General features: G+C 56.7%; 8 protein-coding genes. 7 read left to right on the top strand and 1 reads right to left on the bottom strand.

From position 1 onward, the window contains the following. The first annotated feature begins 33 nt into the window (after window positions 1-33). The 7 genes from HMPREF1207_RS08880 to htpG all read left to right on the top strand — a co-directional run bounded on the left by HMPREF1207_RS08880 (window position 34) and on the right by htpG (window position 13,536). Window positions 34-744: a CoA transferase subunit A gene (locus HMPREF1207_RS08880; RefSeq protein ID WP_009675121.1), complete on the top strand. Its 711-nt coding sequence runs from the start codon at window positions 34-36 to the stop codon at window positions 742-744. Next, the gene (locus HMPREF1207_RS08875) at window positions 741-1,415 is read left to right on the top strand and encodes a 3-oxoacid CoA-transferase subunit B (RefSeq protein ID WP_009675076.1); all 675 of its coding nucleotides are present in this window, start codon (window positions 741-743) and stop codon (window positions 1,413-1,415) included. Before HMPREF1207_RS08880 ends, HMPREF1207_RS08875 begins: the two co-directional genes overlap by 4 nt. Before the next feature lie 6 nt (window positions 1,416-1,421). Next, window positions 1,422-2,606 carry an acetyl-CoA C-acetyltransferase gene (locus HMPREF1207_RS08870; protein WP_009675090.1) on the top strand — a complete coding sequence of 395 codons (1,185 nt, stop codon included), beginning with the start codon at window positions 1,422-1,424 and terminating at the stop codon, window positions 2,604-2,606. Window positions 2,607-3,003: 397 nt separating this feature from the next. After that, window positions 3,004-6,126 (top strand): hybrid sensor histidine kinase/response regulator, encoded by a 3,123-nt coding sequence (locus tag HMPREF1207_RS08865; protein ID WP_009675124.1) that lies wholly within the window; start codon window positions 3,004-3,006, stop codon window positions 6,124-6,126. Then, complete coding sequence (locus HMPREF1207_RS08860) at window positions 6,123-7,256, top strand: response regulator (protein ID WP_009675098.1); 1,134 nt, start codon at window positions 6,123-6,125, stop codon at window positions 7,254-7,256. The genes HMPREF1207_RS08865 and HMPREF1207_RS08860 overlap by 4 nt, the downstream gene beginning before the upstream one ends. Before the next feature lie 298 nt (window positions 7,257-7,554). Further along, on the top strand, window positions 7,555-11,457 hold the full coding sequence (locus tag HMPREF1207_RS08855; RefSeq protein WP_009675091.1) for an S-layer homology domain-containing protein: 3,903 nt from the start codon (window positions 7,555-7,557) through the stop codon (window positions 11,455-11,457). A gap of 198 nt (window positions 11,458-11,655) precedes the next feature. Then, a complete protein-coding gene (gene htpG / locus HMPREF1207_RS08850; protein WP_009675109.1) occupies window positions 11,656-13,536 on the top strand; it encodes a molecular chaperone HtpG in 1,881 nt (626 codons plus the stop codon). Between the two features lie 78 nt (window positions 13,537-13,614). Here htpG and HMPREF1207_RS08845 read toward each other — a convergent pair whose 3' ends face one another. Continuing rightward, window positions 13,615-14,148 carry a hypothetical protein gene (locus HMPREF1207_RS08845; protein WP_009675117.1) on the bottom strand — a complete coding sequence of 178 codons (534 nt, stop codon included), beginning with the start codon at window positions 14,146-14,148 and terminating at the stop codon, window positions 13,615-13,617. Between the last annotated feature and the right edge of the window lie 178 nt (window positions 14,149-14,326).

The raw sequence follows: 14,326 nt of genomic DNA, 5'->3' as shown, positions 1-14,326 counted from the left end.
AGAAATTTATCACGCGAGAGGAGAGGGGCAGACATGAGCAAGGTTCTGAAATCAGCGGAGGAAGCCGTACGTGTAATCGGCGAAGGAGCGACCCTGATCGTGGGAGGTTTCGGCCTGTGCGGCATACCGGAGCATCTGATCGCGGCCCTGCAGCGGCAGGGCACCGGCGAGCTTACGGTCGTCAGCAATAACTGCGGAGTCGACGATTGGGGCCTGGGGCTGCTGCTGGCTAACAAGCAGATCAAGAAGATGGTGTCCTCCTACGTCGGAGAAAATAAAACGTTCGAGAAGCAGTACTTAAGCGGCGAACTGGAGGTTGAGCTGGTGCCGCAGGGCACGCTGGCGGAACGCATCCGGGCAGGCGGAGCGGGCATTCCCGCTTTTTACACGGCGACGGGCGTCGGGACGCTGGTAGCGGAAGGCAAAGAGGAGAAACATTTCGGGGGCCGGCCGTATATTCTGGAAAAAGCGATCACCGGCGACTTTGCGCTGGTGAAAGCCTGGAAAGCCGACACGGCGGGGAACCTCGTGTTCCGCAAAACGTCCCGCAATTTCAATCCGCTGGCTGCGGCAGCCGGCAAAATCACGCTCGCGGAAGCCGAGGAGATTGTGGAGGCGGGAGAGCTGGACCCCGATGACATTCATACGCCGGGCATTTTTGTGCAGCATGTCGTGCAGGGCGGGAGCTATCAGAAACGGATCGAGCGTCTGACGGTCCGCGAAGCGAAGGAGGAGACAGCATGAGCCATCCGCGCCAAAGAATCGTGGAGCGCGCCGTACGGGAAATCCGGGACGGCATGTACGTCAACCTGGGGATCGGCATGCCGACGCTCGTAGCCGATGAAATTCCCGCCGGTATTACAGTGATGCTTCAATCCGAGAACGGTCTGCTGGGCATCGGTCCTTATCCGAAACGGGGAGAGGAAGACCCGGATTTGATCAACGCGGGCAAGGAAACCGTCACGGCGGTACCGGGCGCTTCCTATTTCGACAGTGCGGAATCGTTCGCCATGATCCGGGGCGGCCATATCGACTTGGCTATTCTGGGCGGTATGGAGGTATCCGGCGAAGGTGACCTTGCAAATTGGATGATTCCGGGCAAAATGGTCAAAGGCATGGGCGGCGCGATGGATCTGGTGAGCGGAGCCAAGCGCATCGTCGTCATCATGGAACACGTGAACAAATACGGGGAATCCAAGGTGAAAAAAGCCTGCACCCTTCCTTTGACAGGCAGAGGAGTGGTGGACCGGCTCATTACGGATCTGGCCGTATTCGATTTTACGCCGGAGGGTATGGTGCTGGCCGAACTGCTCGGAGAAGCGGAGCTGGACGAAGTCCGGGCCAAGACCGAAGCGGCGTTCACGCTCGGCCCTCTTTTAAAAGAGCGGCTCGAAGCCTGCGGACAGGAAGGGTGATCCGAAATGACCAGAGAAGCGGTTATCGTCAGCGCCGTGCGTACGGCGATCGGCAGTTTTCAGGGCTCCCTGGCCGGCGTGCCCGCGACGGAGCTCGGAAGCATCGTTATCCGGGGAGCGCTGGAGCGCGCGGGAGTGGAGCAGGAGCGGGTCCATGAGGTAATCATGGGCAATGTGCTCCAGGCGGGACTGGGGCAGAACCCGGCGAGACAGGCTTGGCTGAAAAGCGGGTTTTCCGACGGCGTTCCTGCCCTTACGGTGAACAAAGTATGCGGCTCCGGGCTCAAAGCCGTCATGCTGGCGGCCCAGTCGGTCATGCTCGGCGATGCCGACATTGCGGTGGCCGGAGGCATGGAAAATATGAGCGCGGCGCCGTACCTGCTGGAAGGCGCCCGCTCGGGCCTGCGCATGGGCGACGGCAAGCTTGTCGATTCCATGATCCGCGACGGCCTCTGGTGCGCCATGTGCGACATTCACATGGGCGAAACCGCGGAGAATGTAGCGGACCGGTACGGCCTCTCCCGCGAGGAGCAGGACGAGTTCGCGGCTCACAGCCAGCAGAAGGCGGAGCAGGCGGCCGCGGCCGGACGCTTCCGGAGCGAGATCGTGCCGGTCCCCGTCTCGCGGAAGAAGCAGGACCCGCTGCCGTTCGACCGCGACGAGTTCCCGCGCGCGGGCACGACCGCGGAGACGCTCTCGCGGCTGCGTCCGGCGTTCCGCTCCGGCGGGACCGTGACCGCCGGCAACGCCTCCGGCATCAACGACGGGGCGGCCGCCGTTGTCGTCATGTCGGCCGAAGAAGCCGGCCGGCGGGGGCTGAAACCCCTTGCCCGGATCAAGGGCTACGCCTCGGCGGCGCTGGATCCGGCCGTGATGGGCCTCGGGCCCGTAAGCGCCGTGCGGCGGCTGTTGAACCGGACGGGCGTGCCGATAGACGGCATCGACCTGTTCGAGTTCAACGAGGCCTTTGCGGCGCAGTCGCTTGCCGTGGGGCGCGAGCTCGGCGTACCGCCGGAGAAGCTCAACGTCAACGGCGGCGCGATCGCCCTCGGGCACCCCATCGGCGCCAGCGGCGCGCGCGTGCTCGTGACGCTGCTGCACGAGCTGGAGCGGCGCGGCGGCAAGCGCGGTCTGGCCTCGCTGTGCATCGGCGGCGGCCAGGGCGTGGCGCTGCTGGTGGAGCGCGATTAGGGCGGCGAATCGTACCGGTAACGATCGTTCATACGGGTATTCGGGCAGATGAGTCTCTAATGTAATTAGAGGCTCATTTTTTTTTTGGAAATGGAGACCTCACATGGATTGTCAATTAGCTGCCGCCTAGCCCGTGCGGGAGAATGGGTACGATTTATTTCTTAACTTTGATTTAATCCGAACCCAAAGAAACCTGGCGCGGCCTGTGGTACAATACAACAGCATCGCTACTTTTTTCCGGCAGGTGAAAGACAATGGGGACTTTATATTATAGAAGTGTACGAGAGCGCAATTTGTCTATGGTGCCGCACATGTGTGGTGGCCAGAAGCGGTACAGGAGCTGCAGGGATGGCTTACAGGGTTTTTGCAAGCGATTTCATGAGCTGTGGATTAACCTATGAAAAAACAAGCGTTGTTTTTTATACTCGGAGCCGCGCTTATTCTGCTGCTGCCGGTGTATTCCGTTCTTCAGCACGTCGTGTCGATCGAGCGGAATCCCGATGCGGTCCGCGGGGTGTTGGATCTCAGAGCCTGGAACTTTGCGGACAAAGGGACGGTAAGGCTGAGCGGCGAGTGGGAATTTTACAGGGGGAAGCTGCTCGTTCCCGGAGATTTTCATCCTTCCGCGGAAACGGGAAGGACGCCTCCCGTGCCGACCGGCATGGCGCAAATTCCGGGGAAATGGAATGCGTATATGGGCACGGAAGAGGATTCCGCCGCCGAAGGGTATGCCACGTTTCGGCTTAAAGTGCGGCTTAACGAGACCGACGGGGCCCTTTACGGCATCCGCACCGGCAATATCCGCATGGCTAACCGGGTGTTCGTGAACGGCCGGGAAGTGGGAGCGAGCGGAACGCCGGGCCGTACGGCCGCCGAAGAAAGTCCCGACAACGTCCCGTACACGGGGTTTTCCTACCTGCAGGGCAGTGAAGCCGAGATCGTGGTTCAGATCTCCAACCACAGCTATTCCTCCGGCGGTATGTTCACTCCGATTTTGTTCGGAGACGAAAAGTCCGTCATGAAAAGCCGGGAAGCGGCATTATTTTCCGAGTGGATGACGATGGCGGGCTTCCTGATTCCGGGACTTTATTTTCTGGTTTTGTACAGGATGCGGAGGAAAGATCCGGCCTCGCTTTATTTGGGGCTGTTCTGTCTGGTCGGGCTGTTGTTTGTGCTTACGCACGGGGAGAAGCTGCTTGCCGCCGCCTGGCCGGGGTTTTCCTACACCTGGCTGCTCAAGGTGCAGCTTATGGTGTCTTCATTCGTGTACTTTTTCTTACTCCGCTATGTAGCCGTTGCCGTACCGGGCGGCGTTCATCCGCTTGCGATGCGGCTGAGCTCCGCCGTGACTGTGACCGGTCTGCTGGCGGGTCTACTGCTGCCGCCTGTTGTTTTCTCGCGGCTCGAGGTGCTGATCCTGGCGGTTTCCTTCCTCAGCATGTGCTATATAGCGTTCGTTCTGCTTCGGGACGTGCGCAAGCGCTCCGAGGACACCTTGCTCATGATCGCCGGTGTGATGAGCATTCTGATGGTCATAGCGGCGTACGTGCTCAACCTGGTCGGCTTGTACGAAGGGCTGCTGCTCATTCCGGCCGAAATGCTGCTGTTCGTGATGACCCAGGCCGTCCTGCTTGCGCAGCGGTTTAACCGGACTTTCGTGGAGGTGGACCAGCTGTCGCGCAGGCTGCTTTCCTTGGACGGGTTGAAGGATGAATTCATGGCGAATACGTCCCATGAACTCCGTACGCCTCTGCACGGAATGGTCAACATGGCCCAGTCTATGCTGGAAGGCGCATCGGGCGCTTTGAACGATAAGCAGAGGAACGATCTGGCGATGATTGTATCGACGGGTCGGAGGCTTACTCTTCTCATTAACGATATTTTGGATTTCAGCAAGCTTAAAAACGGCGAAATTGTGCTGAAGAGGCAGCCGGTAGATCTCAAAGCCGCAACGAACGCCGTACTCGAGGTTATGACGCATGTCGCCCGGCACAAAGACATCCGTTTCGAGCAAGAATGGCCTGACCGGCTGCCCTGGCTTCTGACGGATGAAGACCGTCTGCAGCAAATTTTGTACAATCTGATCGGAAATGCCGTGAAATTCACTCCTGCGGGAACCGTCACGATCGGGGCGGTAACGAAGAGCGGCCATGTGCTCATCTTCGTTAAAGACACGGGGATCGGAATCGCGGAGAACCGCATGGAAGAAATCTTCCATGCCTATGATCAGGGTGTGGGTCCCGGGGATCGCGATTACGAAGGAACCGGCCTCGGACTGAGTATTACGAAGAAGCTGGTCGAACTGGGTGAAGGAAAAATCGAAGCGGAATCCCGGCTCGGAGAAGGCTCCGTATTCCGGTTTACCGTTCCGTCGACTACGGCCGCACCGGAAGCGGCACGGTCTTCCGATGCGGGCTTCAGGGCTTCGGCGGCAAGGGACGAAACGGCCGCCGCCGTCCTGCCCGAAGGCCGGGAGGACCGGCGGGCCCGCCAAATCGACGCGACTGTCCTGCTGGTCGACGACGATCCGGTCAACCTGCAGGTGCTGTACAACCTGCTGTCGGTTGAAGGTTACCGGCTGATCGCGGTGGACGGCGGGGCCAAAGCGATGGCGCATATCGGCTCCGGGCAATCCATCGACCTGGTCATTGCCGACTGGATGATGCCGGGCATGTCCGGTCTGGAATTGTGCCGGGCGATCCGCGCCCGTCTTTCGCTGGCCGAGCTCCCGGTCTTGCTGCTGACCGCACGGAGTCTGCCGGAGGATGTGCGTACCGGTTTCCAGGCGGGTGCCAACGATTTCCTGCGCAAGCCGGTCGATGCCGACGAACTGAGAGCCCGGGTGCGGACCCTGCTTGAGATGCGCAAGTCTGTCCGGAACGCGGTCTCGGCGGAGATGGCGTTTTTGCAGGCGCAGATCAAGCCGCATTTTTTGTACAATGCGCTGAATACGATCATCGCGCTGCTGCCTTCGGACCCGGACAAAACGACGAAGCTCCTCCTGGAGCTCAGCCGTTATCTTCGGGGCAGCTTCGATTTTCAGAATCGCGACCAGTTGGTACCTTTACAGAAGGAAATGGCTCTCGTTCAGTCGTATTTAGTTCTGGAGAAGGCACGTTTCGAAGAACGGCTGCAGGTGACATACGACATCCGGTCCGAGCCGAACCGTCTGATCCCCCCGCTCAGCATCCAGCCTATCGTTGAAAATGCGGTTCGCCACGGCATCATGAGGCGTGCGGAAGGCGGAACGATCGGAATTTCCGTCGAGGAGAAGGAAGATGTTCTGCTCGTGGAAATTACGGATAACGGAGTCGGGATGGAACCCGGACGCGCGGCATCCCTCTTGTCGGCAGAGGCCGGGGGAGGGGTAGGCCTGATCAACATCCATACCCGGCTGCTGACGATGTTCGGCGAAGGGCTCGACATCCGGACCGAGGCGGGACGAGGAACGATTGTCCGATTCCGGGTGCCGAATAACGGGGGAACCCGGGGGAATGCGGGAGGAGGTCAAAAACAGTGAAGGCCATTCTGATTGACGACGAAAAGCCCGCCCTGATCCAGATGGAGCGTCTGCTCCAGTCGGATGGGCGCATGGAGGTCGCGGGCATGTATACGCAGGCCCGGCACGGGCTTGAACATATGACTGCCGAGAAGGCGGACATCGTCTTCTTGGACATCGAGATGCCCGAGATGAACGGCCTTGAAGCGGCGGAGCATCTGTACCGGCTGAACCCGGAGGCGCAGATCGTCTACGTAACCGCCTATAACGACTACGCAATCGAAGCGTTCGAGCTTGGCGCGATCGACTATCTGCTCAAGCCGGTCGATCCGGAACGGTTCGCCAAGACCGTCAGCCGCCTGGAGTCGCGTCTTAGCCAGCTTCAGGCCGTCCGCCGGGAGGCGGCGCCGGCCGGCGCACCGGCCGTGCTGTGCTTTAAGCAGCTGTCCCTGGCGGGAAGCGCCGGTACAGGCGGCAGCTTGAGATGGCGCACGCAAAAAGCGCAGGAGCTGTTCGCTTTCCTCGTTCATCACGGGAGCAAGCGGGTGGCCAAGGATGTCATTCTGGAGACGCTATGGCCGGAGCTTTCTCTGGATAAAGCGGTCACCCAGCTACACACCTCCGTATACCAGGTGCGCAAAATGCTCAAAGCCTGGGGAATCGGAGCGGGCATCGATTATTCCCACGACAGCTATCGCTTCACGGGGGACGATTTCCGCACCGATGTGGACCTGTTCCTGGCCGGAGCCTCTGTCGGCGAGATTACGTCGCGGGAGCAGTGGCGGCGGCTGGACCAGGCGCTTCAGCTATACCGTGGAGATTATTTGGAAGAGCACGATTATTTCTGGGCCAAATCGTACCGGGCGCAGCTGCTCGGACAGTATATCCAGGCCAGTCTTCTGGCCTCGGCTTACGAAGTATCCGCAGGTCAGACTCAATCCGCTCTCCGGCGGCTGGAGCTGCTCCAAAAAAAGGAGCCGTTCTCGGAAGAAATTTGCCGGGCGGGGATGGAAGTCCATGCCGGGCTGGGTGATATGCTGTCGCTGAAAAAGCATTATGAAGCGTTCGCAAGCGCCCTCCGCGAAGAGCTGGGATCAGAGCCCGGCCGCGAAACAACCAACCTGTATAAACACTTGATGCAGAGCATCTGAGCGATTCCGGTTATCCCGGACGAAGCCTTTGCCCCTATTGAGCGGCTGGGCTTTTTTTTATGGGGCTGAAATCCTATGGAGAGCAGGTTTGCGGCTGCCGATATCCGAAACGGAACGGTTTTGGCGAAAAATGACGAATTTTGTCCAGAATCCGTTCAGTGATACTTGATACAATTTTCCATGTTAAAAACAGGGGGAAGGAGCTGGCCGAAGCTCAGATAAAGAGAGAAAAAATTTTCATTGATAGCCGTTGTGTCAGTACGTTAACAAGATTTTCTACAAATTATGAGGTGAATGTATGCATCAGAGAAAATCCTCTTTCCGATGGATTTCGGTTATGTTGATGAGCGTGATTGTGCTTAACGCCGTTTTGTTCGGCGGAGCGGGTCCGGTTAAGGCGACGCCTCCCGGCGGACTTTCAGCTTATAACGCGGCGGTCATTGCTGCGGAAATGTATCAAGCCATTCTGGATTATCCTAACGATATTTTTGAAACCGTGCAGCAGAAGGATATTTTTGACTCAAACAGAAAAGCGGATAACGACGCTATCGTGGATGAACTGATCAGCAAGCGTCCTTTTGCGACGGTTACGGATCTGCGCGATGCTTACGGCATCGCCTTAGATAACAGAAATTTCTTTTTGTTTCTCCATGAAGCTACCGATAATTCCGGAGTAAGCGCCGCTTTGAGCTGGGTTAATGACGGAACTTTCGTTAATCCCGGCTTGGATTTGAGCAAGTATTCCGCTTTGGATTACACGGAGCAATCGGTTGTAGACAAAGCTGTACTCGACGGCATTCCTGCCGACGGATATACGGCTGCGGCCGAGATTCAAACCATCATAGACACGACGATCGGCCAGATTGTGTCCGGAGCTCTTCAAGATGACAAGACGGCTCTGGAGATCGGTTATGCGACGGGAGACAGTGCCGCACATGTTACCCAGAACGTAACCCTTCCGGCTGCGGGTACACATTTCACGCAAATCACTTGGACCGGAGGAAACGGGGTCATCGATCCCGCGACGGGAACAGTGACGCCATCGACCGGAGGAGATGTAACGGCCGTTCTTCAGGCGAAAATCAGCAGAAATAATGAAAATGTGACCAAGGACTTTACCTTGACGGTCAAAAGCTCGGCGCCGCCTGCCGCGCCTCCGGTGATCACGGCACATCCTCAAAGCACTCCGCCGGTGCTTGAAGGAATGCCTGCTTCCTTTAGCGTTACGGCTACGGGCACGGGATTGACGTACCAGTGGCAAGTAAACATCGGGTCAGGTTTCCTAAACCTGCCGGGCGATACGAACGCCACGCTGAGCATTCCGGCCGTTTCGCCGGTCATGAACGGCTACACCTACCGCGTTGTCGTGTCGGGTACGGGCGGCCAGTCGGTGACGTCGAATGCGGCGGTGCTGAACGTGGTGCCGATGATTCCCAATCCGACGTTTCCGCCGATGATCACGGCACAGCCGCAAAACACCCCGCCGTTGCTTGAAGGAACGCCTGCTTCCTTTAGCGTTACGGCTACGGGAACGGGATTGACTTACCAGTGGCAGGAAGACAGCGGCATGGGCTTCCTAAACCTGCAGGGCGATACGAACGCCACGCTGAGCATTCCGGCCGCCACGGCGAACATGAACGGGTACACCTACCGCGTTGTCGTGTCGGGAACGGGCGGGCCGCCGGTGACGTCGACCCCGGCGGTGCTGAACGTGGTGCCGATGCTTCCGACGTTCCCGCCGGTAATTATGATTCATCCGCAAAGCCCGTCGCCGGTGCTTGAAGGAGCGCCCGCTGCTTTTAGCGTTTTGGCCTCGGGAATGGGATTGACCTACCAGTGGCAGGTGAATACGGGACAAGGATTCCAAAACCTGCCGGGCGAGTTGAGCGTCGTGCTGGACCTTCCGGCCGTCACGATGAACATGAACGGGTACACCTACCGGGTCGTCGTCTCGGGTACGGGCGGGCAGTCGGTAACGTCGAACGCGGCGATGCTGACGGTGCTGCCGAGTATTCCCAATCCGACTTTGCCGCCGGTAATTGTAGTCCATCCGCAAAGTCCGCCGCCGGTGCTGGAAGGTGCCCCCGCCAGCTTTAGCGTAACCGCAACGGGATCGAAGCTGATTTACCAGTGGCAGGAAGACAGCGGCAATGGCTTCCAGGACATGCCGGGCGAGACGAACGCGACGCTGAACATTGCGGCCGTTTCGCAGGGAATGGACGGCTATAGGTACCGTGTTGTCGTAACGGGCAAGGGAGGGCTGCAAGCCATTTCGAACGACGCGACTTTGACTGTGACACAGCCCATCGTGCCGCCGGTTATCAAGAACCAGCCGCCGGAGGATCTGTCGGTTCCCAAGGGAGCTCGCATTAATCTTTCCCTGAAAGCGGACGGACGTGATCTGAGCTTTCAGTGGCAGGTGAACACGGGAACGGGTTTTCACGATTTACCGGGTGAAACGGGAGCTCTCCTTAGCATTTTCCCTGTGACCCAGGAAATGAACGGGAACAAATACCGCGTCATCGTCTCGGCGTCAGGACTGTACCCGACCACTTCTGACGAAACGCTTCTGACGGTATATACCGTTCCGTCCGCGCCTACAAACGTTACCGCCACGGCCGGCGACGGCCAAGCGGTCGTCTCCTTTACGGCGCCGTCTGACGGCGGCAACGCGATCACGGGCTACGAAGTCACCGTTTCGCCAGGCAATAAAGTCGTGAGCGGCATGGCCAGCCCGATCACGGTAACCGGGCTTACGAACGGAACCGCGTACACGTTCACCGTTAAAGCTTTTAACGCGGCAGGCGATGGCGCGGCTTCGGCTTCATCAAATGCCGTCACGCCATATGTCTCTTCGAGCGGTGGCGGAGGAGGTGGCGGGGGCTCCTCGGAACCGAGCACGCCAACGCCGACAACACCTTCCGTTCCGGAAGTACCGGCTAACGACGGAGCCGATATCCTCGTTAACGGGAAGACGGAACGTGCCGGAACCTTGAAGTCGACCGAAGTAAACGGCCAGTCGGTACTGACGGTTGTGGTGGACCCGAAGAAGCTGGACGAGAAACTGGCGTCCGAAGGCCAGCATGCCGTCGTGACCATTCCGCTTGCGAAAGACAAGAAAGCGGATGTGCTCGTCGGCGAACTGACGGGCCAAATGGTGAAAGCCATGGAGCAGAAGCAGGCCGTCGTTAAAATCTCCTTCGGAGATATCACGTATACGATCCCTGCGGAGCAAATCAACGTTTCCGCTTTGTCGGATCAGCTCGGCAAGCCGGCCGCACTGGACGATATCAAAGTGCGCATCGAAGTTGCCACCCCGTCCAAGGAAACGCTGAAAGTCGTCGAAAATTCGGCGGCCGACGGGAATTTCACGCTGGTAGCTCCGGCGCTCAACTTTGCGGTGAAAGGGACTTACGGCGGTACAACGGTTGAAGTGTCCCGTTTCAACGCTTACGTGGAGCGTACGATCGCCATCCCGGATGGCGTAGATCCGAGCAAGATTACGACAGGTGTTGTCGTGGAAGCGGACGGTACCGTCCGTCACGTGCCGACCCGGATCGTAAACGTAGGCGGACGCTATTTTGCGAAAATCAACAGTTTAACGAACAGCACCTACTCCGTGATCTGGCATCCGGTTGAATTCCGGGACGTTGCCGGGCACTGGGCTCAGAATGCGGTCAACGATATGGGCTCTCGCATGGTCGTAAGCGGTGTCGAAAACGGCACGTTTAACCCCGATACGGCCATTACGCGTGCGGAGTTTGCGGCCATCATGGTGCGGGCACTGGGACTTAAACAGGAAAAAGCGTCCGCGCCTTTCTCGGACGTGAAAGCAACGGATTGGTACAGCGCTGCGGTGCAGACCGCTTACGCGTACAAGCTTATCGGCGGTTTTGAAGACGGAACGTTCCGTCCGTCCGACAAAATCACCCGTGAACAAGCTATGGTCATCATGGCAAAAGCGATGAAGACTACCGGCCTCCGGGACAAGCTGCCGTCCCAAGAAGCGGCGGAATCGCTGGCTCCTTATGCGGACGCCGCAGCGACTGCCGAATGGGCGAAAAGCGGCGTGGCCGATTGCCTGCAGGGCGCCATCTTTGCTGGTAGAACCGCCACGGAGCTGGCTCCGAAAGCGTCGATTACAAGAGCGGAAGTCGCCGCCATCGTGCAGAGACTTCTTCAGAAATCCGAACTGATTTAAGAAGAGAAGAGTTATTTTTCCAGCGGTCTTTCAGACGGCTGGGGAATAGCTCTTTTTTTATGCAAAAAGAGAGAAACGCGCGCATGTATTTTTAACGGAGCGGTTGACTTCAAAAAATGGAATAGGTACTATAAAACTAGGAATTAGCACTCATGACATCGGAGTGCTAACTATGATCTTTCGGAAGGAGATTCACTAATGGCCAAGAAGCAGTTTAAAGCGGAATCCAAGCGTTTGCTGGAAATGATGATTAACTCGATTTACACGCAGAGGGAAATCTTTTTAAGAGAGCTGATTTCGAATGCCAGCGATGCGATCGACAAAATTTACTACAAGGCTCTGACGGACGACAGCCTAGCGTTCAACTCCGACAATTACTTCATTAAATTGAAGGCCGACCGGGCTAGCCGTACGCTGACGCTTTCCGATACGGGAATCGGTATGACCAAAGAGGATCTTGAAAACAACCTGGGCGTAATCGCCAAGAGCGGTTCGCTCGCTTTCAAGAAGGAAAACGAAGCCAAAGACGGCCACAACATTATCGGGCAGTTCGGTGTCGGTTTTTATTCCGCTTTCATGGTGGCTGACGTCGTTACGGTCATCAGTCGGGCGCTGGGCAGCGAGGAAGCGTTCAAATGGGAGTCCAAAGGCGCGGACGGCTACACGATTGTGCCTGCCGACAAAGAAACGGTCGGAACCGAAATCATTTTAAAAATTAAAGAGAACACCGAGGACGACAACTACGACGAGTATTTGGAAGAGTACCGCCTCAAGGCGATCATCAAAAAATACTCCGATTTTATCCGCTATCCGATCAAGATGGACGTATCCGGACGCAGACCCAAGGAAGGCAGCGACGATGAATTCGAAGAATACCAGGAAGAACAGACGATCAACAGCATGGTTCCGATCTGGCGCAAAAACAAGAATGAGCTGACGACGGAAGACTATGAAAACTTTTATGCGGAAAAACGGTACGGGTTCGACAAGCCGCTCAAACATATTCATATCAGTGCGGACGGAGCTGTCGTATACAAGGCGATATTGTTTATTCCGGAAAGTACTCCGTTCGATTATTACACGAAGGAATACGAGAAAGGCCTCGAGCTGTATTCCAACGGTGTGCTGATCATGAACAAGTGCGGGGATTTGCTGCCGGATTACTTCGGTTTCGTAAAAGGGATGGTCGATTCGGAGGATCTGTCTCTGAACATTTCCAGGGAAATGCTCCAGCACGACCGCCAGCTGACGCTGATCGCCAAAAATATCAAAAACAAAATCAAGAGCCAACTGCAAAGCATGCTCAAGGACGAAAGAGAGAATTACGAGCAGTTCTACAATTCTTTCGGCCGTCAGCTTAAGTTCGGTGTCTATAACGACTACGGCACTCACAAGGACGATCTGCAAGACTTGCTCATGTTCACCTCTTCTAAAGAGAAGAAGCTCGTCACGCTTGATGAATACGTATCGGCCATGCCGGAAGACCAGAAGTACATTTACTACGCCTCCGGAGAGTCTATCGACCGCATCGAGAAACTTCCGCAAACCGAGATGGTCCTCGACAAAGGCTACGAGATTCTGTACTTCACCGACGATGTCGACGAATTCGCCATTAAAATGCTGATGGCCTACAAGGAAAAAGAATTCAAATCCGTGTCCAGCGGCGACCTCGGAATCGAGCCGGATGCGGCGGATAAGCAGACGGAAGAAGAGGAAAACGACAGCAAAGATCTGTTCGAGGCGATGAAAGCGATCCTGTCGGACAAAGTGAAGAACGTAAAAGCGTCTAAACGTCTGAAATCCCATCCGGTCTGCTTGTCCACCGAAGGCGAGCTGACGATCGAAATGGAGAAAATTTTGAAGGCCATGCCGAACGGACAGGAAGTCCAGGCCGACAAAGTGCTGGAAATCAACGTCAATCACGACGTGTTCCGCTCCCTTAAAGAAGCTTATGCGAACGATAAAGACAAACTGAGCCTGTACACGAATCTGCTGTACAATCAGGCTCTTCTGATCGAAGGTCTCCAAGTGAGCGACCCGGTCGAATTTACGAATAGTATTTGCAAAATCATGGTCTAAGCCGCCCGGCGGTTCAGACAAAAAGGCCCGTTCCTTCCGGAACGAGGCCTTTTTTTGCATGTATGCGCCAGGGAAAAGCTAAAATTGATTCGGCGTGTAAGTCTGGCTCTCTGTCGTGCTGCCCGTCATATGATTCCGTCGCTGAAGCTCGTGAACGCCCATTATGACGGCGATCAGCTCGAAGCTATCCAGCATGGGGGATTCGTTGCGCAGACGGAAGGCGCCGGATTGGAGCCAGCCGTTCACTTGGCGGAACTCGGCAGCGAGAGCGTCCGACGAGTCCCGGATCGTATAGTGTTTGGACAGGAGCGGCGATTCTATGTCGAAAATGCCGCGCCTGCCCGCATCGTATTCGTATTTCTTGGCCAGCAGCGTAAACCTGGGGCGCAGAACTCCGAGGATGTTTCCCCGTCCGTCCGTAATGTCCCATTTGCGTCCCAGCGACAAGAGACGGGATGAATCGGAACATACTTTGCGCCCGCTGGAATCCAGGACGGATAAAGAGGAGCTCAACATGTGTTTCATATCCAGCGTTCCAGCCTGAATGCCACTTGCTTCCAGAATGGGGCTCTTTCCCGTACTGAAAAAGTTTTCTTTAAAGTAAAGTTCCATTTCCCGTTCACTCCTTCCAAAAACAAGCACTTCCCTTTATTTACTGCATACGGCATGAAGGCGAAACGGTTTCGTTCATGGCCCGTTCCTTCGGAGGATGCTTTCCGGCTCATAAAACCAGCCAAAGCTGGGAATAATTTAGTTGTCCCGGACTGTTTAGTTACACCGGACGAACAGT

Source organism: Paenibacillus sp. HGH0039 (genome assembly GCF_000411255.1).
Classification (GTDB): domain Bacteria; phylum Bacillota; class Bacilli; order Paenibacillales; family NBRC-103111; genus Paenibacillus_F.
Note: the sequence above shows the minus strand (reverse complement) of the source record. Positions and strands in the feature narration are given on the sequence as shown.